General features: G+C 68.3%; 25 protein-coding genes. 17 read left to right on the top strand and 8 right to left on the bottom strand.

The features are described 5' to 3' along the window. Nucleotides 1–45 precede the first annotated feature (45 nt). Both U9R90_RS26955 and U9R90_RS26950 read left to right on the top strand, forming a co-directional pair. Nucleotides 46–318 carry a hypothetical protein gene (locus U9R90_RS26955; RefSeq protein WP_411059271.1) on the top strand — a complete coding sequence of 91 codons (273 nt, stop codon included), beginning with the start codon at nucleotides 46–48 and terminating at the stop codon, nucleotides 316–318. Nucleotides 319–861: 543 nt separating this feature from the next. After that, a complete protein-coding gene (locus U9R90_RS26950) occupies nucleotides 862–1044 on the top strand; it encodes a hypothetical protein (RefSeq protein ID WP_411059270.1) in 183 nt (60 codons plus the stop codon). Nucleotides 1045–1170: 126 nt separating this feature from the next. Here U9R90_RS26950 and U9R90_RS26945 read toward each other — a convergent pair whose 3' ends face one another. Then, a complete protein-coding gene (locus U9R90_RS26945; protein WP_411059269.1) occupies nucleotides 1171–2865 on the bottom strand; it encodes a hypothetical protein in 1695 nt (564 codons plus the stop codon). A 144-nt stretch (nucleotides 2866–3009) separates the two neighbouring features. Then, entirely contained in the window at nucleotides 3010–3189 is a 180-nt protein-coding gene (locus U9R90_RS26940) for a hypothetical protein (protein ID WP_411059268.1), read from the bottom strand. Between the two features lie 73 nt (nucleotides 3190–3262). Between U9R90_RS26940 and U9R90_RS26935 the strand changes: the two genes are divergently transcribed. After that, on the top strand, nucleotides 3263–5260 hold the full coding sequence (locus U9R90_RS26935) for a pentapeptide repeat-containing protein (protein WP_411059267.1): 1998 nt from the start codon (nucleotides 3263–3265) through the stop codon (nucleotides 5258–5260). Between the two features lie 225 nt (nucleotides 5261–5485). Here the strand turns inward: U9R90_RS26935 and U9R90_RS26930 are convergent, their stop codons facing one another. The 4 genes from U9R90_RS26930 to U9R90_RS26915 form a co-directional block, all read right to left on the bottom strand. Continuing rightward, on the bottom strand, nucleotides 5486–6370 hold the full coding sequence (locus tag U9R90_RS26930; RefSeq protein ID WP_411059266.1) for a phosphotransferase family protein: 885 nt from the start codon (nucleotides 6368–6370) through the stop codon (nucleotides 5486–5488). Then, nucleotides 6367–7764, bottom strand: coding sequence for a helix-turn-helix domain-containing protein (locus tag U9R90_RS26925; RefSeq protein ID WP_411059814.1), 1398 nt, complete (start codon nucleotides 7762–7764; stop codon nucleotides 6367–6369). Before U9R90_RS26925 ends, U9R90_RS26930 begins: the two co-directional genes overlap by 4 nt. Before the next feature lie 214 nt (nucleotides 7765–7978). Then, a complete protein-coding gene (locus U9R90_RS26920; protein WP_411059265.1) occupies nucleotides 7979–8188 on the bottom strand; it encodes a DUF397 domain-containing protein in 210 nt (69 codons plus the stop codon). A gap of 14 nt (nucleotides 8189–8202) precedes the next feature. Further along, complete coding sequence (locus U9R90_RS26915) at nucleotides 8203–9105, bottom strand: helix-turn-helix domain-containing protein (RefSeq protein WP_411059264.1); 903 nt, start codon at nucleotides 9103–9105, stop codon at nucleotides 8203–8205. Nucleotides 9106–9448: 343 nt separating this feature from the next. Between U9R90_RS26915 and U9R90_RS26910 the strand changes: the two genes are divergently transcribed. The 9 genes from U9R90_RS26910 to U9R90_RS26870 all read left to right on the top strand — a co-directional run bounded on the left by U9R90_RS26910 (nucleotide 9449) and on the right by U9R90_RS26870 (nucleotide 19905). Further along, nucleotides 9449–9892: an ATP-binding protein gene (locus U9R90_RS26910; protein ID WP_411059263.1), complete on the top strand. Its 444-nt coding sequence runs from the start codon at nucleotides 9449–9451 to the stop codon at nucleotides 9890–9892. After that, nucleotides 9892–10287 (top strand): DUF6415 family natural product biosynthesis protein, encoded by a 396-nt coding sequence (locus tag U9R90_RS26905; protein ID WP_411059262.1) that lies wholly within the window; start codon nucleotides 9892–9894, stop codon nucleotides 10285–10287. Before U9R90_RS26910 ends, U9R90_RS26905 begins: the two co-directional genes overlap by 1 nt. Before the next feature lie 217 nt (nucleotides 10288–10504). Further along, on the top strand, nucleotides 10505–10921 hold the full coding sequence (locus U9R90_RS26900) for a DUF6415 family natural product biosynthesis protein (protein ID WP_411059261.1): 417 nt from the start codon (nucleotides 10505–10507) through the stop codon (nucleotides 10919–10921). Further along, on the top strand, nucleotides 10918–11364 hold the full coding sequence (locus U9R90_RS26895) for a DUF6082 family protein (RefSeq protein ID WP_411059260.1): 447 nt from the start codon (nucleotides 10918–10920) through the stop codon (nucleotides 11362–11364). Before U9R90_RS26900 ends, U9R90_RS26895 begins: the two co-directional genes overlap by 4 nt. 634 nt (nucleotides 11365–11998) lie before the next feature. Further along, nucleotides 11999–12145, top strand: a complete 147-nt coding sequence (locus U9R90_RS26890; RefSeq protein ID WP_411059259.1) for an FxLD family lanthipeptide — start codon at nucleotides 11999–12001, stop codon at nucleotides 12143–12145. 86 nt (nucleotides 12146–12231) lie between these two features. Continuing rightward, the gene (locus tag U9R90_RS26885; RefSeq protein ID WP_411059258.1) at nucleotides 12232–15330 is read left to right on the top strand and encodes a lantibiotic dehydratase; all 3099 of its coding nucleotides are present in this window, start codon (nucleotides 12232–12234) and stop codon (nucleotides 15328–15330) included. Then, entirely contained in the window at nucleotides 15327–16601 is a 1275-nt protein-coding gene (locus tag U9R90_RS26880) for a lanthionine synthetase C family protein (RefSeq protein ID WP_411059257.1), read from the top strand. The genes U9R90_RS26885 and U9R90_RS26880 overlap by 4 nt, the downstream gene beginning before the upstream one ends. A 24-nt stretch (nucleotides 16602–16625) precedes the next feature. After that, complete coding sequence (gene fxlM / locus U9R90_RS26875; RefSeq protein WP_411059256.1) at nucleotides 16626–18710, top strand: methyltransferase, FxLD system; 2085 nt, start codon at nucleotides 16626–16628, stop codon at nucleotides 18708–18710. A 94-nt stretch (nucleotides 18711–18804) separates the two neighbouring features. After that, nucleotides 18805–19905: a hypothetical protein gene (locus tag U9R90_RS26870; protein WP_411059255.1), complete on the top strand. Its 1101-nt coding sequence runs from the start codon at nucleotides 18805–18807 to the stop codon at nucleotides 19903–19905. A gap of 105 nt (nucleotides 19906–20010) precedes the next feature. Here U9R90_RS26870 and U9R90_RS26865 read toward each other — a convergent pair whose 3' ends face one another. Next, nucleotides 20011–20142 carry a hypothetical protein gene (locus tag U9R90_RS26865; RefSeq protein WP_411059254.1) on the bottom strand — a complete coding sequence of 44 codons (132 nt, stop codon included), beginning with the start codon at nucleotides 20140–20142 and terminating at the stop codon, nucleotides 20011–20013. A gap of 423 nt (nucleotides 20143–20565) precedes the next feature. On the opposite strand from U9R90_RS26865, the gene U9R90_RS26860 reads away from it, so the two are divergent. Then, nucleotides 20566–22449 (top strand): ATP-binding cassette domain-containing protein, encoded by a 1884-nt coding sequence (locus tag U9R90_RS26860; RefSeq protein ID WP_411059813.1) that lies wholly within the window; start codon nucleotides 20566–20568, stop codon nucleotides 22447–22449. Nucleotides 22450–22577: 128 nt separating this feature from the next. Here the strand turns inward: U9R90_RS26860 and U9R90_RS26855 are convergent, their stop codons facing one another. Then, nucleotides 22578–23036, bottom strand: coding sequence for a hypothetical protein (locus U9R90_RS26855; RefSeq protein ID WP_411059253.1), 459 nt, complete (start codon nucleotides 23034–23036; stop codon nucleotides 22578–22580). Nucleotides 23037–23422: 386 nt separating this feature from the next. Here U9R90_RS26855 and U9R90_RS26850 point away from each other — a divergent pair, with 386 nt between their 5' ends. Genes U9R90_RS26850 through U9R90_RS26835 form a run of 4 tightly spaced genes read left to right on the top strand, consistent with a single transcriptional unit; the run spans nucleotide 23423 to nucleotide 26783 of the window. Next, entirely contained in the window at nucleotides 23423–23719 is a 297-nt protein-coding gene (locus U9R90_RS26850) for a hypothetical protein (protein ID WP_411059252.1), read from the top strand. A 45-nt stretch (nucleotides 23720–23764) separates the two neighbouring features. Then, nucleotides 23765–24100, top strand: coding sequence for a hypothetical protein (locus U9R90_RS26845; RefSeq protein ID WP_411059251.1), 336 nt, complete (start codon nucleotides 23765–23767; stop codon nucleotides 24098–24100). After that, nucleotides 24100–26571 (top strand): phage portal protein, encoded by a 2472-nt coding sequence (locus tag U9R90_RS26840; RefSeq protein WP_411059250.1) that lies wholly within the window; start codon nucleotides 24100–24102, stop codon nucleotides 26569–26571. The genes U9R90_RS26845 and U9R90_RS26840 overlap by 1 nt, the downstream gene beginning before the upstream one ends. Further along, a complete protein-coding gene (locus U9R90_RS26835) occupies nucleotides 26571–26783 on the top strand; it encodes a hypothetical protein (RefSeq protein WP_411059249.1) in 213 nt (70 codons plus the stop codon). Before U9R90_RS26840 ends, U9R90_RS26835 begins: the two co-directional genes overlap by 1 nt. Nucleotides 26784–26845 lie beyond the last annotated feature (62 nt).

Raw genomic sequence — 26845 nt, 5'->3', positions numbered from 1 at the left:
GCCGTGAGCCTCCTGGTGAGGCCAGGCGCGCTACGCTCGTTCTCCATGAAGGACCCGTTCCTCGCAGCCCTCGACCAGGCCACCCGTACCGTCGTCGCGTGTGCCCGCGGCGAACGCCTGGTCACGGCACCCGCCGAGCCGGTGAGTACGGTGATCGCCCATTCCTACTGCTGCGACCCGAGCCGGGCGCTGTGCGGGCTCGATCTAGCCGACGTGCCGCCCTCCGGGAGTGGCGACCAGGACTGTGTCGTCTGCGCCGATCTCGACCAGAGCGGGGCGAACTGCCCGCTGTGCCCGGGCAGTCGGGGCACGGTCTGATGGAGTCCGGGGGGAAAGATACGACGGGCGAGCAGGACCGCGCCTTCGTCGGCATCGTGGTACGGGAGGAACTGGCCCCCGGTTCTGTCCGTGCCACCGTCGACCACATGGCGGCGGTGCTGCGCAGGGAGGCGATGGCCGCCCGGCTACTGGCCCAAGGATGCACAATTTCAGACACCGGCGACACTGCCGTTTAGCGGCCGCGGCTGTGTTCGCTGTCTGGTGGTCCAAGTCGGATGGAGTGATCAGGTGCTGGCCGGTTCGGGCTTGACGTCGGCTGGCGCAGGCTAACTAGTGCTTTGACCGGAAGGTTTGGCGGAAAAACCGAGTCCACGCTGAGGTACGGTGGGCTAGGTGAGCGACTACTGGGGCTGCCCAAAGTGTGGGAACTTGACCCTCCGTCTTGAGGACAAGGACGGCCACTGCGATGTGGCCACATGCGAGTACGACCAGTGCGACTACCTCGATGAAGGCGTCTCCGAGTAGCTGTCAGGCCTCGCAACCCCGAGAAGCCGCGCTGCTATGGGTCGGAAGGATGAGTTCGTGACGTCGTACGTCTGCCCCAGCTGTGACGTCGACTTTGGCTACCCGCAGGGCCTGGCCGTCCATCAGGAGCTCGGCTGCGACTGGAGCGACGACAGGACCCACGGCGACGCCAAGTACTGCTGCGGCATGATCTATGAGGATGGCGAGTCCACCTGTCGCAGCTGCGGGGAGCCGGTGTAGCGCTGCCCGGCTCAGGCAGCGGCCGGTCAGCCGGATAGCCTCATTGAGGCCCGGGCGAGCGATCCCGCCGAGGCGGCCGTCACGCCGCTTCGGTCGGTCACAGCACTAGCCCGCGGACTGGTTGTGTCAGTGCGGCTCGTCCGGACCGAGTGTCATGTAGAAGCAGAGTTCGCACAGATCGCCGACGAGCTGTTCCAGGGCTAGGACATGCTCGCGCAGGGCCACCGGCATGTGACAGCGCTCCCACACCCCGACTGGCTGGGCGCGGTGCTCCCAGGATGCCTCCAGGCTGTGGACGGAGGGCAGGAAGTCCTGCAGGGCGACGGTGACCGTGCCCAGGCAGCCGCCAAAGGGGGCGGTGGTGCGCACGTCGGCGTCGCCTTGGTAGTGATCCCAGAGGGTGCGGATGGTGGTGTAGATGTGCTCCAGGCGCACAGCCCGCTGTATCCACGCCGGACCGTCCACCCCGTCGGGCAGCGGCGGGGCGTGCGGGTCGGGGCCGGCTGCCACGGTGGGGTGCAGGTCGGCGGCCATGCGCCGGGCGCCCTGGCCGGGCTGCCACTGGCTGCTGCGCAGGTGGTCGAGGGTCTTGGCGAGGGTGGTGTTCGCGAGGTCGACGACGGTGGTCCAGCGGGGTGGGGTGCCGTCGCGGAAGGGGCCGGAGGTGACGGCGCGGTAGCGGTCGCCGAGGAGCAGGGGCGGCTCGTAGCTGCCGTCGGCAACGGCCCGCAGGCGACGGTTCTCGTCGGCATCGGCTCCGGTGTGCCAGGCGACGATCCACCGCGCCGCCTCCTGCAGCCGCCGTTCGGCGTCCTGGGTCTTCAACCGCTGCCAACTGCCAGTGACCGGTGACGGGTCGCCCCAGGGCGGCAGCGGGCGCGCGTACAGGTCCCGTGGGCCGCCGTGCCGGTGGCCGAGCCACCACAGGGCCCGGTGCAGCGGGACCTCGTCCACGAGGCATGCGTCGTTGCGGGCGGCCCGCCACAGGGCCAGGGCGAGCAGCCGGGAGGCGGGCAGCCATTTCGTCTCTCGCTCGCTCCGGGCCTCGGGCGTGTGTTCACCAGCGGCGTAGCCCTCGAGATCGTCCGCGCTGTAGCCGATATGCCGCTGGGTGAGCGCCCACGCCAGCCGCTCCACCCTCTCCCAGGACGCCTCCTGGTAGGTGTCATGGTGTGCCTGCTCCCACTGGTCCTCGTCCAGGAGCGCGGCCAGCGAGCCGGGGAGCACGACCACGTCGGCAGCCTCAGGTTCCAGGCGCACGTGGTAGCCGGGCGGTCCGTAGCCGCGCACGATGTCACGGCGGTCGTCGTCCAGGAGCCAGGCCGGACCGCGCACGGTGCCGCTGCGGCCGGTGTGCTCCCCGTCGATGACCGTGACCGGTAGGGCGTTCGGCAGGCCGGGACGCTCGTCCGCCAAGCTTTGCATGACCGCCTCGGCGGCCCGTCTAGCGGCAGCGTCAACGGCCGTGCCGTCCTCACCGCGGCTCTCCTCGGGCCGCTGAGGGGCGTTGGCCTCGGTATGGGTGAGCCAGAGCCAGGTCCTCGCGCGCGAGTCCCGGCCGGTGGTCTGCGGCACGGCCGCTGTGAGGCCTGAGTCGCCCAGCGGCTCGACAAGGGCGCGCAGATGCCCGATCGGTTGCCGCAGATGCCACAGCAGCGAGCCCAGTCCGACTTGTTCCGGCCCACCGCTCTGGTCACCCAGAGCCTCCAACACGATCGCCAAGAGGTCCCGCACGGCTGTGTCGTCCCGCGGTTCCTCGCCTGGAGCCAGCGCCGCAGCGGCGATGTGCCCAGCGCGCGCGAAAGCCCGTTCCCATGCCATGGCCAACTCCCCGTAATGGCGTTGATGCTCCACGCTATCGGTCAACGGCCGCGCCCGGACCACGGGGCCCGTGCCCCCTGTCGAACGATCTGGCCCGGATCTGTGACCTGCGGCAACCAGAATCGGTCCGCCCCCGTTGTCCGCTTACTTCGTCTTGCCGCCGCTGAACAGCGCGCGCAGCGACCGTGCGGCGACCGCAACGCACAGGGCGCACATCCCGGCCGCAATCAGCGCCACCACCAGGCCGACGAGCAGCAGCACGGTGATCGTCGCTGCGGCGAACCCGAGCGCCAGATATCGGCCCCAGCGGTCTGTCTGCTTCACGGTGATCTGCTGTATAGGCTGGCCGTGACCGTGCCCGCACTGGCAGGTCGCGGGCAAGCCGCAGCGGTACGCCTTGGGAGTCGCGGTCAGCAACCACCCGACCGTGCTCGATCGTCCTTCGGGTATGGCACACCCGAACCCCGAGCCGTCCCGAACTCCGCCTGCCTGGCCGTACTGTCGCCGCGGCAACAGCCCGGAGAACCCGGTCGGCTGCCGCGGCATCCACGTCGGTGGCCACACTGCCTGCCTGGCCCACCTGGACGAGGTCGACCGTGCTGCCTACCTCGCGGCTCTGTCACCCGGAGCCGAAATCGACCACCGCGGCACCCCCTTCACCCCTGAACTGCTGGACCAGTTACTCGCCGCCCTACGCGACCCCACCAACGGTAGGCCCCATACCGGCGTCGCCCGATTCGACCGGGCAACGTTCTCCGGCGACGCTGCGTTCGACAGGACAACGTTCTCCGGTGACGCCGTGTTCGAGGAAGCGACGTTCTCCGGCTCCGCTGTATTCGTCGGGGCGAGGTTTTCTGGCCACGCCGTGTTCGCGGGGGCGACGTTCTCAGGTTCCGCCGCGTTCGTCGGGGCGAGATTCTCCGGCTCCGCTGTGTTCGGAGGGGCAACGTTCTCCGGCTTCGCCCGGTTCGTCGGGGCGAGATTCTCCGGCAATGGTCGGTTCGGCGTGGCAACGTTCTCCGGTGACGCCGCGTTCGACCGGGCGACGTTCTCCGGCGAGGCCGCGTTCGACAGGACAACGTTCTCCGGTGACGCCGTGTTCGAGGAAGCGACGTTCTCCGACTTCGCCGTGTTCGTCGGGGCGAGGTTTTCCGGCCGCGCCGTGTTCGCGGGGGCGACGTTCTCCGGCCCCGCTGTGTTCGTCGGGGTGAGATTCTCCGGCTCCGCCGTGTTCGTTGGGGCGATGTTCTCCGGCGACGCCGAGTTCAGCACGGCAAGGTTCGAGATGGCGTCGTACCTGGGGCCGCTGTTGTGCGGCCAGTGGGTGGTGCTGAACGGTGTGGTGTTCCAACAGCCAGTGACGGTGGAAATCGTCGCCCGCCACGTGAGCTGTGCACGCACCAGGTGGGCATCGACCGCCACGCTGCACCTGCGCTATGCCGACTTGGACCTGAGGGACGCGGTCTTGGAGTACCCGGTGGCGGTTGCTGCCCGGCCGGACCCATTTCTCCGCCGTGGACCCGATGACCCGCTGTCGGAGGTGAAGCTGTCCGACCAGGAGCCCGGAGTACGCCTGACGTCGGTGAGCGGGGTGGATGCCGCGCACTTGGCGCTGCAGGATATCGACCTGAGTACCTGCCAGTTCGCTGGCGCCGTCCACCTCGACCAGCTGAAGGTGGACGGCTGGTGCACCTTCGCCGCCACCCCCATTGCCTGGGGCCGACGCTTCCCCTGGCGGTGGACCCGACGCAACACGCTGGCGGAGGAGCATCACTGGCGGGTGCGCACCGCCCGCCACCCCACTCGGGCCCGCGGCTGGACTGCACCGCCCGAGGGAGCCCACAAGCTACGGCCGGCTGCGCTGGCGGCACTGTACCGGCAACTGCGCAAGTCACTGGAGGACGGCAAAAACGAGCCGGACGCCGCCGACTTCTACTACGGCGAATGTGAGATGCGCCGCCACGACGCCACCCGGCCTTGGGCGGAACGGGCACTGCTGACTGCCTACTGGGCCCTATCCGGGTACGGGCTGCGCGCCGCCCGCGCGCTGGCCTGGCTGGGATTGGCCATGGCCACCACGATCGCGGTGATGGTGCTGTGGGGCCTGCCCGTCGATGACCCGAAGCAGACCATCACCGGCCGCCAGACCGGCCCGGACATCAGCCTGACCGCCGATACGCCCGACCCGGTCACCCCCACTGGCCCGTGGACAGAGCGCGTCACCACCGAGCGGCTGGAGAAGGCCCTGCAGGTGGTGATCAACTCGGTGGTCTTCCGATCCTCGGGGCAGAACCTCACCACCACCGGCACCTACACCGAGATGACCTCCCGGCTGGCCGAACCCGTCCTCCTCGCCCTGGCCGTCCTGGCCGTCCGCAGCCGCGTAAAACGCTGACCACCGCCCACGCTGCAGAAGAAACCGCGATGCCACGGCCACCGGGCCCTGCAGCGATCGGTGCGCTCACACCGGCCCGAGGTCGGTCGGTGGGCGCAAGGGGTTCCCGATCCCTCGTCGGGTATACGCGCGCCCCACGCAGCAGGAGAACCACGACCCTCTTGTCAATATCCCAACATACGACGCAGGTGCCGCCAGCTCGCCACCTGGATGAGACAAGGTGCTTTACCCCACGGCTTCCCACCGCCAGGGCCGCGGTCCGCGCCGTCCTCGCACGCACTCGATGCGGTAGCGGGCCTGTTCAAGGGCATCAGGGTCGTGGTCCGCGATCTGAAGGGCAAAGGTCACCAGTCGCAGTTCCCGAATGCCGCGGAGCGTCGGGTACCCCGCCCAGTCCCTGACGTCGAAGCCGTACTGCTCGCTGTAGGCCTCGTACTCGTCTGCGGAGATCGTGCCGAAGGTGTCGAAGGCGACCGCGGTAGAGGTGAGGTCCCACTCAGGCGGGCCGATCGACGTGCGCTCGAAGTCCAAGAGCAGTGCGCCCTCGGCGGTCACGGCGCAGTTGCCACCCCAGGCGTCACCGTGGATCACACAGTGCGGAAGGCCAGCGGGAAGGTTGGCCCATTCCTCTTTGAGTTCGTCGAGTCGGCTGAGGAGCCACTTCCTATCATCGTCGCTCACACAGCGCGCGGCGGTGAGTCGCTCGGCGACGCGAACGAACGGCAGCAACTGACCAACGGCGAACATGGGCTTGGGCAGCTTGTGCATCTGGCGCAAGAGCGGTGCCAGGTCCGCTTCGGTCCCATGCCGGTGAGAGGGAAGAAGCTCCCAGAAAGTGGCAGCTCGGCCGCTGGCATGAACGGGCTGTGCGCGCTGGATCGGGCGCACAGCCGGGACGTTGTACTCAGCAAGCCAGCGCGCCACGGCTACTTCACGAGCTGCGGCCTCGTCCTGCCCTGCTCGGGCGATGCGTACGACGACTCCGGCAGGAAGCCGCCACAAGTCGTTCTCGGCGAGCCGGATAGGTTCGGCTCCCTCCGCTGACAGCCCGGCAGCAGCTGTCACCTCCCGAAGAATGGCGAAGGACTCCTCGGTGCGCGTCGTGGTCATGTGAGGACCGTAGTGGTGATCCGCTCCCGGAGATCGGCCACTTCCGGCTTCCGGGCGTACCGCGCGCACGCTTTGGACAGATCTTCCATGTCCGTTGCAGCTCGTTGAGAGCGGAGCCGCCCTACCTCGCCCAGGGCGCGGGTGGCGATGGACACAGCTTGTTGCGGGTCTCCTGTCGCCATGGTCAGGGTGGCCAGTTTGGTGCCCGATAGCGCGCGGGAGCGTACGTAGGCGTCAGTATGGCCTTCAATCGCGGCCTGAAGGCGAGAGATCGCCAGGACAGGTGACTGCCCTGGCATGAGCGCGATGTCGAAGGCTGCATGCCCGGTGTCCCCGTGGTGCTGGGCCTCGTCGTAGTAGGCCATCCACGGGGCGTCTTCCCCGTCGCGGGCACGCGCGAAGACCGCGTCCGACTGGCTGATGGCGGCCAGCGCTTCCTTCGGCTTGTGCATCTTCGCCCACGCTCGGGCCCTGGCGTTGTGGAGCATGGCCTGTTCGCGATGCGTGAGACGGTCTGCTCGTAGGAGGCCGTTCTCTGCGTGAGTCAGGCCCTCATCGGGCTTGCCGCACCAGATCTCGTGCCGGGCGCGCCAGTTGAGGGCAGCAGCCCGAAGGTGCCAGTTGCTGGCCTGCTCTGCACACCAGGTGCCGAACCTCAGCAGTTCGGTGGCGTCATGGTGTGCGTATGCGTCGAAGGCGCTCGCTCCCATCACGATGGATAGCCGTCCAACGGCGGTATGGAGGTCCGCCTTCAACTCGGGCGGGTACTTCGTGGCGAGCAGCCCCTTGGCCCAGATGAACAACCCGGCTGAGGAACTGCCGACGATCCCACCGCCGCCGTAGAGGTTGTCCCATCCGGCGAGGGCGTCGGCGGCAGTCCTGACTTGCTTGATGTCCTCTGGGCGAACGGTCTTGGGGAGCGCGGTTGGCCCCGAGTCAGGGAGTAGGTCGATGAACGTGGTGGGGGCAACTGCGGCTATGCCGCCGAGGGTGAAGAAGGCACGGCGCTCCACGGCTGTCAGGCTCCGTTCCGAAGGCACGGGCGGGTTCAGTCCAAGCATGCCCGTGGTCACTGTCCCGATGCCGTCCAGGATGAGTCTGCTAGGGGTCTTGTCCGCATCAGCGGTCCGCTGGTCCGCTTCCTCTTCGACGAGACGCCACAGCCGCCGCAGTGCTCCCCCGGCCCCCACCGCATCGTCCAGTTGGCTGGCCAGACAGGCGTTGCAGGGCCGCTCGTCCTTCTCGATGCGTTCGATCGAAGTGGCGCTGAGGTGCACCTTCGCGCCTAACTCACGGGACGACATGCCCCGTGCCTCCCGCCAGTTGCGAAGTTCCTTGCCCCACCAGGCGCGTGCCGACTTCGTTTCGTCCAGGGGCTTGGGCTTCTGTGGCATGACTTCCCCTTCGGCGCCCTGATGCGGACAACACTGCTGTCCTCCGATTGTCCGCATCGAGAATCTGCTTCACAGGCCTTTCCCGAGACTGATCCGCCTGCCCCCCATCGGTTTCCGCATGGTCGCCGGGAGCCGGTGGAACGTGCGCTCGTGGCGTGAACACGACGGCCCGGCATCCGCGATGGGGGCCGGGCCGTGCAACATGATCACGTTGTCAATCGAGCGTGGGTGGCTTCGTAGTGCGGATGCTGTCGGTGAAGACGGTCCACGCAGCGTAGGAGAAAGCTGTGTGCGGGGCGTCGGGCCTCTTCGAGTCTCGGACCCACGGTCCCTTGGGCATGACGGCTACTTCTACGCACTCATTGTCGGGAGTGCCGCTGTAACTGCTCTTGAACCATTGCGGTTCCTGGGGCTGTTCGGCCACGGATCTCTTCCTCGCTACTTCTGATCTCGCAGGTGCCTCTTTTGGGCCTCGGCGATCAACTCCGCCGAAGAATCAGGGTCCAGCGCCTCTTGGCGCAGGAAGGCGCGAGCGTGCTCGTACGCCTCACGCGGGCCCTCTTCCTCCAGGAACAAGGAGCCCACGGCGTTTTCTATGAAGATGACGTCCAGCGACGGGTCCGGTCCGCCGTAAACGATGAAGCTGGTGAGCGCCGCGCTGTAGGCGCCAGCGTCGAACGGCAGCACCTGGATGGTGATGTTCGGCTCCAGACGACGGTCCAGCAGCAGATCAAGCTGCTCTGCCATGACCTCAGGACCACCAACCTTGCGCCGAAGGACGCTCTCGTCCAGAACGACGTGGTACGTCGGGGGAGATTCACGTTCGAGGATTCGTTGTCGCTGCATTCTCATGTCCAGGAACTCGGTCACCCTGTCCGGTTCCAGACTGTTTCCCGGCGTCGCCTTGATCGCCGTGGCGTAGCGCCTGGTCTGCAGGAGACCGGGCACCACTCCAATGGAGAGGTGCCAGATTGACTGCGCCTCGTTCTCAAGCGGGAGCAGCATCCGCATGGGGTCCGAGAGCTTTCCGGCGTACGGAACCCACCATCCCTCTGTGACCTTGCTGTTCTTCGCCAGGTCGATCAGCTCGGCAGTCTCGTCAGCAGAGGCCCTGTAGACCTCGCAAAGCTGCTTGACCTGGTTCCAGCGCACGTTGCCCTTGGCCTGCTCGTAGCGGCTGACCGTGGCCTTCGATACGCCCGCCTGCTGCCCAGCCTCTTCGGCCGAAAGCCCGGACCCCCTCCTTAGGGCGAGAAGGCGAAAGCCCAGTTGACGCCGCCGCGCTGTCGGCCCTGCCTCGACCTCACCGTTCAGCTCGGCCGATCTCGACTCGTTCGTCATGCTGGCGCTCCCCTTGGACGAGTGCGGCCAGTGTCCGTGCTGGCGCTTAGCGACCACAAGGGACGTTACACGGCGGAACAGGTTCCGGGTTACGCACCGGCTGGAGCCTGAAAGGCCCATGCGGACACTTCCGTTGTGAGCGTTACGTGGGGAGCGATCCTCCGGCCATACTCCAACTCGTTCGCCATCGAGAGCAGTTGAGCAAGGGCGCCTCTTGTGCCAGCCGCGGCCTCCGCATCATTCCGCAGCTTGGCCTCACGCAGTGCTTGTGCTCCTCGACTGCCCCCGCAGACGTCAGTAACCCGCACAGTGCCCCTCACGTACGCCACCTGGGAGACTGCCGATGACCCCCGCCGCAATCGTCACCACGGTCCCTTCAGGGCTGGTGCAGCAGACCGCCCATGACTTCTCGGTGGCCTTCACCCCGGCCCCGGCGCGCGTCGCCGGCATGCGCCGGATCACCAGGGGCCACCTGAGACGCTGGCAGGTGCCTGACCCGCTGGCCGAGGACATCGTGTTAGCCGTCTCCGAGTTGGTCACCAATGCTGTCCGACATGCTGAGGAGGCCGACGAGGCCGTCTCGCTGTGGGTGCGATGCGGCAGGGACGAGCTGCGGATCGAGGTTGACGACGGCAACCCTGCTCCGGCCGCACTGCGCCACGCCGCTGCCGCCGACGTGTCGGGCCGCGGCCTGCTCCTCGTCGACATCCTCTCGCACGGCTGGGGCGTCAGCGACGACGGCAAGACCACCTGGGCCTCCTTCCGCCTCCCCGCACGGAGGCCGTGATGGCCACCGCGGCGCCCGAAACCGCCGCAGAGCTGAGCGGCAGATACTCCACTGACGACGCGACAGCGAACGTGCTCCTGTCCGGTCTGCGCCGCGCCCTCGCACACGAGGCGGTCACCGAGGACCTGTACGCCGATCTGGACGCCGTCCTCGACGAGTACGCGCACCCCGCCCCGGACGAAGTCCGGGTGATCGCGGAACGGTTACGCACGGCCGCCATCGAGCTTGTGAAGGTCGTGCCGTACATCGTGAAGCCGTATCCGGCCGACCAGATCCGGTGCCTGACCAACCTGAGCGCCGAGCAGCCCCGGCCCGCAGACGAGCGCGGCCATCTCGTCCGCCTCGCCAGCGCCCTCCTCACGCTCCTCGACATGATGGGAGCGGCCGCCGCATGACGCGCTCTCCCACGCACCACGTCGGGCCTGACCCGAGCAGCGGCTCTCCGCGACAGCAGGACCGACCCGGAGCCCGACGCCGGGAAGAGATGGCATCAACTGGGGCTCCGGGAAGCCGAAGCGGCCCGGCATCAGGCTCCCTCCGCCAGCTGACCCCCGCGCACCTCACCACCCGCTCGTGGCAATACCGGCTCCTGACCGCCGAGCAGGTGCGCACATGGCTGCCGTGACACCCGTCTCCGACCAGGCCGAGATCCTGGCGCTTATCGAGGCGGTACTCACCTGGGACCCGTACGGCGTGGAGGGGCCGCCGGACTACGACCTCGCCTTGAGCCGGGCTGAGCAGTTCACCGCCTACGGCCGCGTCGTCGCGGAGGAGCTGCGCACCTTGTGCCGCGACGTTCCCGCCGACTGCGACGTCGTCCGCAGCGCGCGCTCCACGCTCGGCGAGGCCGACCGGCGGCTCTACCTACCGCCCCCCTCTGCCACTCGGCCCGCCGCTGTGGTCCGGGCGCAGAACATCGTTCGCCTCGTCCACGCCCTGCTCCACGCCACCGCCCAGGTCCACGAAGCGCGAGCGCGCAGCGCAGGCCGGGACACACCGCACACCACGACGAAAGGTGCCTTGGGATGAAGACCTCGCACGCTGTTCTCGCCGCCGCCGCAGTCGGAGCTGCCGGGCTCGCGCTGTCCGAACGGCACAACCGGCAGCGCCTCGTACTGCACGCGGCGCAGATGCACCAGGCGTGGATCGCCGAGGTGGCCTCCAACCCCGAGCTCCGCGCCGTCTGGACACCCCCCGGCGGAGACCTCCCGGCCGAGGAGTACACGCAGCTCCTGCACTGCAACCGGCTGATCTCCTTCCTGGCCGCCAAGTACCGGGTGGGCCTGCTCGACCGGCACGCGCTGCGGGCGCAGGCGCGATGGCTCATGGAACGCGACGTCGCCCGGAAGTACTGGGCGAAGTTCGGCGACTACCGCTGGGAGGAAGCGATGGGGCGCACCGACCACATCTTCAACGCGATCATGGCCGACGAGTACGCGGCCTACTCGGACGAGGACGCGGTCGCCGTCTGACCCTCGCGCCCACGTTCCGACTCCGGGGCGGGGCGCCCTAGGACTGGGCCTCTTCCAGCTGTGGGACACCGTGCCCGTGTACGCGGTCCCGCGACACCCCCGTGGAGGAGGCGGCGCCACGCGCGCCCCGGCCGTTGCTCTGTGGGGGAGTAAGCGGCCGGCCCGCTAACTGTCTGTCCGTCGTCGACGACGGGCGGGTGCACCACCCGGCAGCCGGACCTGAAACACCGCTCGGTGCCGGACGAAACGTGTGGGGAGGAGTTCCCCTCCCGCTAGCTCCTCCCCACACAACCCGCTGAACGAGAGGAGGAAGAACAGCAGTGACGAACCTCGAGACTGCTTTCAGTCGAATCCCGAAGACCATCCCGCCCGGAGGCGCGTAGCCGCTTGCGGGAGACGGCGGCCTGGCTAACGTCGCAGCTGACCGACAGGTCAAGGCGCCCTATGCCGGATCTCCTTCCTGGCCAGCGTCGTAAGCGCCGGGCCCTGCAAGCCACCGCCGCGGTGCTCGCGCATCCGGCTGCACTGGCACGACGGCATTCGGATGCGGGGGTCCCGCGGACCCCTTGTCAACATCCCTTCAGAGAAACAGGAGAACGAGATGATCCTTCGTCCTGCTCCGGGAACCACGCAGGTGAGCCCGCAGACGTCGGGTACGGCGGCTGACGGCTTTGAGCTGAGCGTCGAGCTGCTGGAGGTTGGCGACGTCGCCAGCCTGACAAACCTGACCGACGACGGCTGCGGCGAGACCTGCGGCGCCTGCACCACCAACGTGGCCTGACCCAAGGCACACATCGTCCCAGCCCGGTGTCCTCGTGCCCTGCAGTGCGGGGACACCGGCCGCCCGCCTGGACCACAGAGGTTGTGATGGCTTCGAGCACCACGTTCCGTGCCAGTGCGGCAGCTCTCGTCCGAGCAGTCGCACGGCCAGCGCTTCCGGTTTCTCCGTGCCCTGACCTCGATGCCACCTCTCCTCGCGGCACTGCCGCCCAGCTCGCGTGGCTGCGTGAAGTGTGCGCCGAGGAGGATCTGGCCGAGGCACTGAGGCACGCCAGCCCCACCCTCGCATCCCAAGTGCGTGCCTTATGTATGTCCGCCGCCCCGGCCACTCGCGATGTGCGCCGAGCAGTCGTCTCCGTGGTTCGCTACATGTTGCGCGCCGAGCACCGGTCGACTCCCTTCGGCCTATTCGCTGGCGTAACCTCAGCTGCTTTCGGAGCGAAAGCCCGCACCACGTGGGGGTCGGCTCACATTCCTGTTGGCCGGGCAAGTGCCGGGTGGCTGACGGCCGTTATCGGGCGGCTGGAAGCGTGCCCTGAACTCCTGGAACGCCTCGCAGTGGTCCTCAACAACACCGCCTTCAGCCGCGGGGACCGCCTCATCGTGCCGTACAAGCCGGACGGGAACGACACCACGCGTGCGGTCGAGGCGTCTCTCGGCCTCACCGATCCGGTGCGGGCAGTCCTGAACGCGACCCAAGCACCGATTCGAGTCAGCGTTCTCACTGACGAGATCGGAGCAGAGTTCCCCGCAGCGGGGCGGGAGAGAGCATCCCGGCTGGTGCAGGAGCTAATCCGGCACCAGGTATTGATCACTAGCCTGCACGCGCCGAGCACCGAAGCCGATGCCTTGGCGTACCTGTTGCATCAGCTCGACGCAGCGGTCGCAGATACGCTGGCGCCGATCGCCGACACGGTTCGTGAACTGCGCCTGGTGCGGAACGACTTGCGCGCGCGCTGCTGCGACACGCGTGACGGGCGGGACCGTGTCACAGCGCGGATGCGGGCGCAGGCCCCTGGGCTTAGGCAGCATCCCCTCGCCCTCGACCTCCGCTTGGACGCTCAGGTCGAACTTCCGGAAGCGGTCGCCCGAGAGATCGAGCGCGCCGCCCAGACGCTGACGCGCGTCAGTCCTCTGCCGTACGGAACCGCGGCCTGGAAGGCGTACCAACGGCGGTTCTACGAGAAGTACGGCATCGGCACGATGGTGCCGCTGAAGGACGTCATCGCGGACAGCGGCACCAGCTTCCCCGACGGGTATCCAGGTGCCCCGTCAGACGAGCGCCGCCGTCGTCTCTCGGAGCGGGACGACACCTTGGTCCGCCTCGCCCAGGCCGCCGTACTGGACGGCCGCGACGAGGTGATCCTTACCGAGGAGTTGATCGCCGCGATGGACATTGGGCCCGACCACCCCAGAGTGCCGCCACACCTTGAGGTCGGTGTCCAAGTACACGCAACCAGCGCTGCGGACCTGGATGGCGGGCGGTTCCGACTGGAGGTCATGAGCGTGTCCCGCGGTGCCGGAGTCACCGTAGGCCGCTTCCTGCCCGTGCTGCCTCCCGAGGAACGCGAGATCCTGGCAGCGGAGCTGACCGACCTGCCGACCGCAGATGCCAACACTGTCCCCGCACAACTCTCGTTCCCTCCCCTGCTGCCCTCAAGCGCCCATGTCACCCGCGCTCCGCAGGTCCTCCCCACTGTGATCAGCGTGCAGGAGCACCGCGCCCCCAGCGGCAACGTGCTCATCCCCGAGGACCTGGCGGTGGCCTGCGATGGCCGCCGCATGTACCTGGCCGCTCCTGATCGCGGGCACCGCGTCGAGGCCGTGGGCATGCACGCGCTGAATCTCAAGGAGCACACCCCGCCGCTGGTGAGGTTCCTCACTGAGTTGTCACGCGCTCAGTGCGCGCAGGTCACCACCTTCGACTGGGGCGCCGCAGCCTCCATGCCGTTCCTCCCACGGCTTCGGTACGGGCGCACGGTGCTCGCCCCCGCACGATGGCGGTTGGAGGCGTTCGAGCTGCCGAATCACCATCGCCCGCGCCACGAGTGGGACGACGCCCTCGGCGCATGGCGTGATCGGCGGCGGCTGCCGCGGCGGGTCTTCCTCGTCGAGGGCGACCGTCGCCTACTTCTCGACCTCGACCAGGCCAGCCATCGGGTGCTGCTGCGCCAGCGCCTCAACCGAGCCCACCGTGCAGTCCTTGTCGAGACTCCACCGGATAAGGCGTACGGATGGTGCGGTGGCCGCGCGCATGAGGTCGTCGTGCCACTCAAGGCAGCTCGGGCACCTGCGTGGCCCGCCCTGCCCGCGCCTACTGCTGCGCGCCTCTTGTCTCCGGAGCAGACTCAACCTCCTGGGGCCTCGTCCCTGCTGCTGGCCACCCTGTACGGCGACCTGCGTCGCCAGGACACCGTGCTGACCCAGCGCCTCCCGGACCTTCTGGGGCGACTCGGCGATCCGCCGTGGTGGTTCATCCGCTTCCGCGACCCGCTCCAGCATCTGCGGGTACGCGTCGCCTTGCCCGAGGCTGACGCCTTCGCCGAGGCTGCGCGCACTGTGAGCATTTGGGCCGACGAGCTGCGCGGCGCAGGTCTGCTGTCCGATCTCCGGTTCCCCACCTCGTACCGTGAGATGGGACGTTGGGGCTCCGGTGCTGCCTGGGATGCCGCCGAGGAAGTGTTTCGCGCGGATTCGCGCGCCGTCGTCAGCGAACTGTCCCAGCCCCGGCGTCCGCACCAGCGCGCGCGGGTGGCCGCGCACACCGTGGCCATCGCCATGGCCTTCGTCGGTAGCGCCGATGCAGGGATGCGCTGGCTGATCGACCACATCCTGGCCGCCGCGCCCAAGCCGGTTCCACGCCCCCAGTTCACCGAGGCCGTACGACTGGCGGACCCGTCTGGCGACTGGGCGGCACTGCGCAGCGTGGCTGGCGGACAGGCGATCGTGCAAGCGTGGGCCGACCGGCACGCGGCACTCGCGGTCTACCGGTCTCATCTTCCTGGCCCGGACACCCAGGGCATCGCGCTCGACGATGTCGTCTCCTCGCTGCTGCACGTCCATTTCGTACGGCACGTCGGGATCGACTTCGACGAGGAGGCGATCTGTCTCTACCTCGCCCGCGCCGCTGCTCTGGCGTGGACCGGCCGCAGCACCCCGCCCAGCCAGAGGAAGAAGCAACGGTGAGCCCCCATCCCTCGGTGACGACGGCGCACGCGGTCGCCGACCTCCTGGATCAACCCGACACCGCACCACTGTCGTCATGCACGACGTCCTCACAACGTCAGCACCTCGCGTACGGACCGCTAGGAATCGCGCTGCTGCACATCGAACGGGCCGCATCCGGTCTCGGGCCATGGCGGCGCGTCCACGACTGGCTCGCCGCAGCCACTCGGCAGCCGTTTACCAGCGGCGCCGACAGTCACCCCTTCTACGGGGCGCCAGCCCTCGCGCACACCGTGGCCTGCGCCGCCGAGCACGTTCCTGGCCCCTACCAGAGTGTCCTGGACACCCTCGATGTACAGATCGCTACCGATGTTCGCCGCCGCGTCGCCGCTGCGCACCGTCGTATGGACGCCGAGCTTCTGCCAGGACTCGCGGAGTTCGACGCAATTCGCGGGATGACCGGTTACGGCGCCTACCTGATAAACCGCAACCCCGGCAGCGTCGCCGCACGGACCGTTCTCGACTACTGCGTACGTCTCACCGAGCCGATCACCGACCGCGACGATGTGCTGCCCGGCTGGTGGACGGCGAGCGGCCCCTCGGGGCGGCCCGACGACAAGTTCCCCGGCGGGCACGCCAACACCGGTCTCGCCCACGGCATCGGCGGCGTGCTCGCCTTGCTGGCGCTGGCTGCCCGGCACGGCACGCTCGTCGACGGCCACCACGACGCCATGCGCACCATCCTGGCGTGGCTCGATTGCTGGCAGGTGCAATCGAGTATCGGTCCCGCGTGGCCCTACTGGGTCAGCCGCGCCGAACTACGCGACGGGCACCTCACCCCATCCGGACCGCGCCGACCGTCATGGTGCTACGGCACCGCGGGCCTCGCCCGCGCCCAACAACTCGCCGCCCTCGCCCTGGGCGACGCAGCTCGTCAGATCGAGGTAGAGAACACGCTCATTGCCGCACTCACCGACCCCGCACAGCTCAAGGCCACCACGGACAACGGCCTGTGCCACGGCTTCGCCGGACTCGCTCACATCGCCGCTCGGATGGCCATCGACGCCCACCCCTCAACCGCCAGACGGCTGAGCGACACGATTCCGCCACTGCTGACCTCAGTGTCCCCGACAGGCATCACGCCGAAGGACGCCGCCCTGGCGATGGTCCAGGACGAGGGGGCCGGTCCCGGCTTCCTCAACGGCGCCGCCGGCATCGCCCTCGCGCTCCTGAGCCCTGCCACTGCCGCACCACCCCGCTCGGCGTGGGATGCCTGCCTGCTGATCGCCTGACACCACGACCGAAGGACCTCGTGAATGCCCTCGGACAACTGGTACCAGCACAACATCACCTTTGCCGACCGCGAGACCGGCAAGCGCATCGTCGGCGAACGATTCGCCCCTGCGCTGCACGCGGCCGAGGACGCCGGGCAGCTCACCGGCTGGTGGTTCATGAACAAGCAGCCTTGGCCGCTGCGTTACCGCGCAACTGTGCCGTCCCCGCTGGTGGAGTCGCTGCTCAGCAACCTCGTCGACGACGGGACCGTCCGTTCGTGGATGCCCGGCATCTACGAACCGGAGACCACCGCTTTCGGCGGTACGTCGGCCATGAGCGCCGCCCACGACCTGTTCCACGAGGACAGCCGCCACCTGCTCACCTACCAAGGAGGCCCCGGACGACTGGGCCACCGCGAGACCGCCGTCCTCCTGATCAGCACCATGATGCGCGCCGCAGGCCTGGACTGGTTCGAGCAAGGCGACGCCTGGGCCAAAGTCGCCGACCTCCGCCCCGCCGCGAGCAAACCGCTCGCCCCCGAGACGTCCGCCGCTCAGGTGCCGGCCATGCGCAAGTTGATGACCACCGACCCACACAGCCTGTGCCGCCAGGGCGGCCCGCTCGACGGGCACGCCGAGTGGGTAGCCGCCTTTGAACGGGCCGGAACCACGCTCGCCTACCTTGCCGCCAGCAGCGGTCTGACCCGCGGTCTGCGAGCCGTCATCGCCCACCACGTGATCTTCCACGCCAACCGTGCAGGCCTTCACCGCGACGACCAGCACGCCATCTCCCACATCGCACGAGAGGTAGTCATGGGATCGAGTGACAACACCGCGTCGCCCACCAAGGCCGCAGCCGAGACCGATAGCGTCAGCGCAGTGAATACCGACACCATCGCCCACTCCGGGGCCGACGCCGAACGTCTCCGCAACGCCTTGGTCGACAAGATCCGCGAATCGGGGTACGCCCGCACTCCCGCTGTCGAAACCGCACTGCGTACCGTGCCCCGCCATCTCTTCGTGCCTAACGCGCCCCAAGAAAGGGCGTATGCCAACGCACCGGTCGACATCAAGTACGACACCGACGGCACGTCGATCTCCTGCGCCTCACAGCCCGGCGTCGTCGCCCTCATGCTGGACCAACTGCAGGCCCAGACCGGCGAACGCATCCTCGAACTCGGCGCCGGCACCGGCTACAACGCCGCGCTGCTCGCCCACCTCGTTGGCGAAACCGGTCACGTCACCACCATCGACGTCGACGACGACCTCGTAGAAGGAGCCCGAGCACACCTCGCCGCTGCCGGGTTCACCAACGTGACAGCCCTGACCCGCGACGGTGCCATCGGTCACGCCGAGGGCGCCCCATACGACCGGATCATCGCCACTGTCGGCGCGCACGGCATCCCGCACGCCTGGATGCAGCAACTCGCCCCCGAAGGGCTGCTCCTGGTCCCTCAGCGCCTCAAGGGCAGCGTCGCGCGGTCCGTCGCCTACGAGCAGCGCGACGGCCGCTGGAGGAGTGTCAGCAGCAAGATGAACACCTTCATGCCACTCAGGAGGGGCATCGCGGACGATGACCGCCGCGTCATCCCGCTCAGCACGGACGGCACCGTACGGCTCCAGGCCCCCGCTGGACAGAACATCGACGCCGAAGCCCTGGCCGGAGTGCTGGAGCAACCGCGCACCGAAGAGTGGACGGGCATGATGGTCCGCGCTATGGAATCGCCGGAGTGGATGGAGCTGTTCGTCTCCTGCTCCCTGCCCAGCGGCCTGATCCGCATGCTCTTCCCAAAGGAAGCCAAGGGAACCCTCCTCACCGAGGACCCCTACCCCTCGTCCACCGCGGCCGTAGACAAGGGCACCATCACCTACCTCGCTCGCCGCCTGTCGGAGAAGACCACCCCTGAGGGCGGCAAGCTCTGGGAGTTCGGCGTCATCGGCCACGGCCCCGGCAGCGAAAAACTGGCCGCAAAGGTCGCCGACTTGATCCGCACCTGGGACCGCAGCTTCCGCGAGCGTGAAGCCTGCTTCGAGATCCAGCCTCTCGACGCCCCCACCATCGAGCAACGCCCCGGCCTCTTCGCCATCGACACCCCGCTGAACCGCATCGTCGTCGACTGGCAGTGACCCCGTCCCCGCATAAGCGCGCGGTGCCCGCCGGAGCACGACCGATGGGCACCGCCGCCATCGCCTCTCTCTTCTCCTACCGCCGGGGGAACCCATGGACCCGTACGGACCGATAGCCCAGCGCTTCCCGCTCGTTGCTCGCTTCCGCCCGGCCTGCCTGCCACTAGCTGAGCGCGTACACATGCTCGTCAATCTGGCTGACACCGCAGCGCGCAAGGCCGATCAAGGGCTCGCCTCGGCCGTCTACAACCAGTCGGCACTGATCGCGTCCGATCTGGGTCTTCCCGAACTCGCACGGGAGATGTGCCACCAGCACGCTGCGGCCTACCTCCACGCTTGCCCCCTGCCCGGCATGAGTGCAATCCGCGGACTGGAACCCGTCGTCAACCTCGCACGCCTACAGATCCGCGCTGGCCGCACCGACGATGGCCGACAGCGCCTCCTCACCCTGCACGAAGCCGTCAGCACAGGCACAGCCGCCCAGTTCGATGCCATCGCCGTGCCAGCCAACCTCACCGTGACGCCTGAAGACCGCCACGAGGTCCGCGCCTGGCTATGGCGAGTACTCCTCGCCGACGGCACACGTACGCTCACCACCCAAGGGCGTTGGACCGAAGCCCTTACCCACATCGAGGAACACCACGGTGTGGGCAAGCGGATGCTCGACGGCCGACAAGTCGCCGTTCTCGCAGCCCTCGCCACGAACGATCTAGCCGCAACCCAAGCGCTTCTGGAAGACACCGCACCCGGCGAACCCTGGGAGCAGGCCGTCACGGCATGCCTCACCGCCCTGCACACCCTTGACACCGGGCACCTCACCGAGCACCAGGTGGACAGTTTGGCGAGCACCTACTTCGAGTTGCAGCCCGAACGGGGCATGACGGTCTTCGGTATCCGACTCGGCCTAACGATTTTGGATGTCATCGGAACCACCGAAGCCCCGGCCGCGCGCCACGTCGTCAACGAGCTGCACCGTCGAACAAAGAAGACCAACGACGGGTACGCCGCCCGCGAGAGCCTGACCCATCCCCTGTTCACAGCGCTCGCCACCGACCGGCAACAACAGGACTGCCAGAACCTCGTGCAGGCGTGCGGGCTCGAGGCCGGCAGACTTCCCAACGATCTGCATGGCCAACTATCCGGAGCGTTACAGATCAGTGATCACACGATTCGCGACAGCCTTGCCAGCCTGTAGCAATCACGTTCTCCGGCTTGCGTAACTGGACAGAAATGATCTCTGTCGATGTCGGGTGCAACAGATCAGGTGCACCTTCCGGACGCTCCTCCACCCCGGCGGCGGTCAGTACGACATCGACCAGGCACTCGGCAGCATCCGTCCGCCCGTACGACCGGGCCCTCTGTGCCATCGCCAGGCGCCGCTGCGGGCCGTGAGCAGCAGCGTCACCGCTGCCCGCAGCCCCTCGGCGGACAAACGAAGGACGGTGGACGTCACTGTTCACCCAGAAGGCCCCAGACACTCTCGGACACTGCGCGAAACGAGCTGGCAGGGAACCACCCCACGGGCGGCGGCCCACAGAAAGCTGAGCCTGCCGTACTCACAGGCCGTTTACCGCACACTCGCCCTGAACCTGCCAACGCGCCCCGGCCACGCCTGCGTTGTGAACAGAGCGCCGAAACCCCGTGCGCCACACACGTCACAGACACCGGCGTTTCGGCCACCCGGCAGCACTCCGCAACGGCCGCAGCGCGGGCGGCCGCACATTCGAGCCCTTGCGTTTCCGGGCTTCGACCACGGCCGGAATCGAGCGCGTTCGATTCCGGTGCCGCGTCGTTAGGCCGTGCACCGCCGAGCCATCCAGGTGCGGCCCCGACCTCCAGGAGGACACAGGTGCCTGTGACTGACGCCTCGACTGCAAGCGCTGAGCCGCCACCCCCTCCGCTACCTGCGGAGATCCGCTACAGCGGCGAATACTCCATCAACCCGCTCGGCGACGCTTCCTTCACGCACATGTGCACCCGCCTGCCGGCTGTGCTGCGCCGCATCTGTCGCATGGCGTGGCAGCTCGACCGTATGGCCGTTCTCCTCCTCGCCGCCTGCCAACTGGTCACCGGCGTCGCCGCCGCGGTGGGCCTGGCCGCGACCGCCCGCGCCATGCAACCGATCCTCGGCCCTGGAGCCGTGGCCGACCGCCTTCACCAGGCACTGCCCGCCCTGCTCGTCGTGGCTGGCGCGGCGGCACTCGGACGGCTCTCCGGTGCCCTCGCCGCGTACGCGGACCGCAGGCTCACCCCGCCGCTGACGACGTACGCGGACACCTCACTGGTCGAGTCCGTGTGCCGGGTCGAAGCCGCGGCCTACGCCCAGGACGGCTTCGCTGACCGGCAGGAAGCCGCCGAGATGGGTGTGGTGCGCACCCATGTGATGGTGACCGACGCGCAGCGATTCGTGGCCGCTCTCATCAGGATGGTGGCCGCGGGCGGAGTCCTGTCCGTGCTGCACTGGGCGATGCTGCCGCTGCTCCTCCTCGCCGTCCTGCCTGCCGGAGTCGGCGCGGTTCTCACCGCGCGCATCGACTACGAGATGCACTACGCGAACGTGTCGGACCGCAACGTGCGGCACATGATGCGCTGGTGGGCCACCACTCCCAAACACGCTGACGAAGTCCGCGCCAACGGCATGACCGGTTATCTGCTGTTCTGGTACCGGTCACTGTCCGGGCGCATCGACCGCCGCCTGCTGCGCGCCGCCCCACGCACCTTGCGCATCACCCTGCTGTCCGCGACGACCGGCGGCCTCTTCCTGCTGCTGGCCTGGGCCGCCCTCGCCTGGCTGGCCACCACCGGACGCATCGAACTCGCCATTGCCGCGACCGCGGTCGTCGCCGTGCAAACCACACTCGCAGCACTCTCCCAAGTCGTCATCAACGGGGCGGCCCTGTTCCACACCAGCCTCTACCTGACCGACATGCAGACGTTCCTTGACGACGCCGCACAACGAGCACCACAGCGCGGCGAGTCGCCCGCACCCGCGACCCTGGAGGACATCCGGATCGACGACGTCGTCTACCAGTACCCCGGCAAGGACCGCCCGGCCGTCGACGGCGTATCCCTCTCGCTGCGCCGCGGCGAGATCCTGGCCATCGTCGGCGAGAACGGCAGCGGCAAGTCCACGCTCCTGCGCTTGATCACCGGCATCTACTTGGCGGACAAAGGGCGCGCCCTGTGGAACGGCGCGGACCTCGCCACCCTTGACCAGAACAGCGTCTGGGCGCGTACGGGGCTGGTGCCGCAACTCTTTGCCCAGTGGCCCCTGCGCGTCTCCGAGAACGTCACCCTCGGACAGCCCCGCACCCACGACGACCTGCCCGTATGGGAAGCCATCGACGCCGTAGGCATGCGAGAGGCGGTCGAAGCGCTACCTGACGGCATCGAGACGCTGCTGGCCCGAGAGGTCTTCGGGGGTGCGGAACTCTCCGGCGGGCAATGGCAGCGCCTGGCCTGCTCGCGCGCGATCTACCGGCGCCCTGAACTGCTCATCCTGGACGAACCCACCTCCCAGATGGACGCCCGAGGCGAGCACCAGATCTTCGAGAAGATCAAACGCAGCGCCTGCGACCGCATCACGATCGTGGTCACACACCAGTTGGAGAACACCCGCCTCGCCGACCGCATCCTCGTCATGGACAAGGGCCGGGTCATCGAGCACGGCCGGTACGAGGAGCTGGCCAACTCCGGCGGACTCTTCGCCGAACTCGTAGCTCTCTCCCAAGATCGATGACTCGTAAGCCGGTGGGGCTTTCGCATGCGCAGGGGTCTTAGCCCGTCAGCTTCCTGGGCTGCGGAGAGCTCACCCGCGCCCCTGCCGTGCCCGTTCTGGCAGGATGCCTAGGAATCGGAATGCAGGAGTTACGACGCGGCCACCTTGGTGAGCTCCAGGGACGGCGGGCCGTCCACATCGGGGTGGAGATACACCGTCACCTCACCGGGCGAGTAGAACTTGATGCCGGCAACCGTCACCCGGTCGCTCAGGTATAGCTGGATGTCGACGTCCGCGCTGAGTTCACCGTTATCGACCTCCAGGTAGATGAAGTCACAGCCCACTCGGGCGCAGGTGAAGTCCCACTGGCCGCCGAAGTCGAGGGGCTTCTCGGAGTTTCCACCCAGAGTCGCCTCGGCTGCGGATATGTCAGTGGCAGAGAACGTGCCGTCGGGATCGATCCGGATCTCGCCGCCGGTCTCGTCGTTTCGGTACACGCCGGGCAGCTCATCGGTGTGGACCGGGGCCGTGCTGCACCCTGAGGCGAGAACCGCGCAGGCGGTTAGGACAGCGACGGTCCACCGTCTACTTGCTCTCTTGTCGATCATGGCCCGAGCGTAGCGTTGAAGTGCCACGGCCTGGGTCTTGGGTGGCAAACGACCGGAGTTGCCAGCGACCTTGTACAAGAGTGAACTAACGGTGTCGCGGAAGCCTGTAACAGATCTGCCGTTGCCGACGTTCCGTGCTGTGAAAAGAGGGTTGGCCTTGTGTCAACCCCCATCACCACAGCGACGCGGAGGAATGGGTGACGACTGCTACTGCTCCTCTCTCACCGGCGACGGGCCGGGCCTTCTGGCAGGAACCTCTGTTCCCGCCAAGGCCGTCGTCGGCACCGAAGGCGGAGGCCAAGGCAGCGCCCCCCGCGCCTCTGGTCGAGCCCGCTGAGCCACCCCAGGACCTATCCCACATCTGGGTCGTCGCCGCTGAGGTCCAGGTGGAACCGCGCATCGCGAGCATCGCTGACTTCCGGGGCTCCTTCAAGGCAGCCGCCGGACAGCGCGTCGATGCGCTGGAGGTGTACTGCAGGGGCTGCCGTCGCCCGTATGACGAGGTGAAGGGACAGGACTGCGAGGAGAAGGTAGACAACCGCCACTTGATCGGCGGTGACCAGTCGAGGCGGAAGAAGCGCAAGGTTCCGCCGCCCCCGAAGGGTGCCAAGGTCATCCCCAGCCAGAAGATTCAGCGACGGGGTATCGGCGCCTACATGGCCGGGGTCAGCCGCCCCCGCTGAGTGAGCACGCGACACTAACTAGGCGCCGTCCCCATCGTGCGCGCCGTGAGTACACCGCCTGAGACACCCTCGCCGCGAAGCATCGCCCGTGAAGTCACTGGACTTCTCCTCGTCGCTGCTGGCGCCCTTGTCGTGCTCGTCGCGCTGGGCACCGTTCATCCGCTGCTGAGCACCGGCGCGGCCGCGGTGGGCACCGTGATCGCGTTCCGTCCGGCGCCGCCGCGGAGCACGGTCTCGCGCATCGTCGCCTGCGTCGTCAGCACCATCGTGGCCGGAGTCGCCGTCGGCTGTGCCTTCACGTACTTCCCGCCCCTGGGGTGGGTTGAAGTCGGCGCGGGCCTGATCGCGGCAGGCGTGTGGCTGGCCAGTGAGGGCGCCTGATGCCGCGCCAGTTCCTGCCCGGCCTCCGCCGCCTGTTCGTGCCTAGCACGACGGCAGTGCCGACGCCCGTGGAGGAGAAGTCCGCGGGGCCGATGGGCAGCAGCTACGTCTCCATGACGTACGCGGGCACCACGACCATGTGGGGCATCGAGGGCCGTGCCGCAGGCTGGGACCTCGACCGTGTGATCACCGAGGGCTACGAGCGGTCTATCTGGACGTTCAAGTCCGTCGAAGCGATCTCCAAGCACCCTGGCGCGCTCATCGTCGAGCTCGGCCGTGGCGGGGACGAGCGGCAGTTCGCGGAAACCCTGACCGACCACCCACTCCTGCACGTACTGAATGTGCAGGCGAACCCGCTGGAGCGGGCCGACGTCTTCAAGAAGCGGCTCAGCGCGCAGTTGCTGCTGTCGAAGAAGGGCGTGTTCGTCGAGATCACCCGCAGCCGCGCGGGCACGATCACTCGCCTAGACCTTCTGCCGCCGAGCCGCGTCGAACCGGTACCCGACCCGCACGGCGACTACGTCTCGCACTTCGAGTTCACGACGTACGACGGGCGGGTCCGCGAGCTGGCGCCCAGCCGCGTCGTGTGGCTGCGTGACCCGCACCCGACCGACCCTTTCTGCGGTGTCACGCCGCTGGAAGCCGCGGGCCTGTCAGTCGACCTGGATGTGAAGGCCCGGACCTACAACATCAGCTTCATCGACAACGATGCGAGGCCGTCGGGGATCGTCGGTATCGACGTCGACGGGCTCGACCAGCGCGAGATCGACCGGATTCAGCAGCGGCTCGCGCCCGGCGCGCAGCACGCCGGCGAAACCGTTGTGGTCGGCAGCGGGCCCGGCGGTCTGAACTACGTCGACACCAGCACGCGGCCGCGCGATATGAACTACGAGTCGCTGTCGCAGACGTCCAAGGCCGAGATCCTGTCGGCGTTCGGTGTCCCGGAGAGCGTCGTCGGCAACGCCTCGGAGCGGACGTACGCCAATGCTGACCGCGAGGAGTGGAACTTTTGGCAGCACACCGAGCTGCCCCACCTCTCGTTGATTGCGTCAGCGTTCGACCTGGACTTGGACGACGGCTGGTCCCTGCGCTTCAACACCTCGACCGTGGAGGCGTTGGAGTTCCCGCGCCGCCAGCGCCGTGAAGAGGCCCGAGCAGAGTGGAACGCCGGGCTGATCACGGTGGACGAGTACCGGGAGATCGCCGGGCGCCGCCCGTTCCAGGTCCCTCATACCCGCGCCCTGTGGATCAGCCCGCAGAAGGCGCCGGTGCCCGCGAACGAACAGGACGCGGCCGCGCTCGGGGTGGCCCAGGACCCGGCGGCCGCGGGCGGTCTGCCGGGCGCTGGTGGTCCGCCGCCTGCCCTCGCACCGTCCGGTGCTGCAAGCGACACAGCGGCTGCCACCGTCGCCGAAGCCCGCGAGCAGACGCCGGAGGAGGCCGCCGCAGACGATGTCGCGGCAGCGCTCGGAGCGTCAGGTGGAACGGACGGCGACTCGGCCGCGGCCGCCGTCGATCAGGCCCGCGGCAGTATCCCGCTCACGCTGCCCGGCGATGCTGCGGATGATGTCTCCGCCGCCCGCTCCGCCACCCCGAGCACGAGCATGACGGGGGATGCCGCTGCTGCTGTCGGCGCCGCGCGCTCCGACCTCGAAGGCAAGGCCCTGCCCTCCGGCGGCGAGCTCGCTTACGAGGTCACCGACAGTGATTTCGGCGCAGTGGCCGCCGCCGTCAGAGCCGCGCTCACAGCGCTTCTGGCCCGGCAACAGGGCGTCATCACCGCCCGCCTGCGCGCCCCCAAGCACCGTAAGCACACCCGGTACTGGGAGCCCGACGGCGACGAGGACCTACGCCACGGCGACGGCCTGATCGACAGCGCGCGCGTCGTCGGCGCAGCACGGTGGGCTGAGGAGACCACCAGCACCCTCGTCCCGATCCTCCAACAGGCCGCCGCCACCGTCGCAGCATCTGTTGGCCGGGCCCTGCGTGGGAACGCTGCGGTCTCCCCGGCAGCGGCAGGCGCGGCGGTCACCGCCGCCTCCATGGCCGGACAGGCGGTCACTGGGCTGCTCGCCGATCTCGCCGCAACGGTCGACGAGGAACAGCGTGATCCCGGCACTCTCGACGATCTGATCGACACGGTCACTGAGTTCTACCGCGTGGCGTCCCCGGACTTCGTGGCACAGCTCGCCGAGTCCTGCGCTGTCGTCACCGTCAACGGAGCCGCCGACGCCGCGGCTGAGGCGTCCGGCCCTTCAGTTCTACGGACCTGGGTCACCAGCGGCGACGACCGCGTACGGCCCACACACCAGTCTCTGGACGGCACCACCCTGCCCGCCGGCACCCCGTATGCCGTCGACGGCTCCACCCTCCGATACCCCGGCGACCCGTTCGCCCCTCTCGCCCTCACGATCAATTGCCGCTGCCGACTGAACTACCGCACCGGCCCCGACACCAAGGAATCCCTCTGATGTGGCCTGCCATCTGGTTCGCCTGGACGTGTCTGTTCGCTGTCTTCGAGACGATCGCCCTCGTCAACAAGCGGCAAGGCGACACTCTCTCCGAGAACGTCCGGCGTCTGTTCCGCACCCGGACCTCCAAGGCCGGGCGCGCGGTCTTCGCTGTCGGCTGGTGTGGCTTCTCGGCCTGGTTCGCCATCCACATCCTCACCGAGACGATGTAGCCGGACCTTGGGGCCTGGCTCAGATCACCACAAACGATCTTGATCAGACTGGGGGCAGTCAG

Origin of the sequence: Streptomyces sp. E11-3, from assembly GCF_046540415.1 — a bacterium.
Classification (GTDB): Bacteria; Actinomycetota; Actinomycetes; order Streptomycetales; family Streptomycetaceae; genus Streptomyces.
The sequence above is the reverse complement of the archived record's forward strand: the minus strand, read 5'-3'. Positions and strand labels throughout refer to the sequence as shown.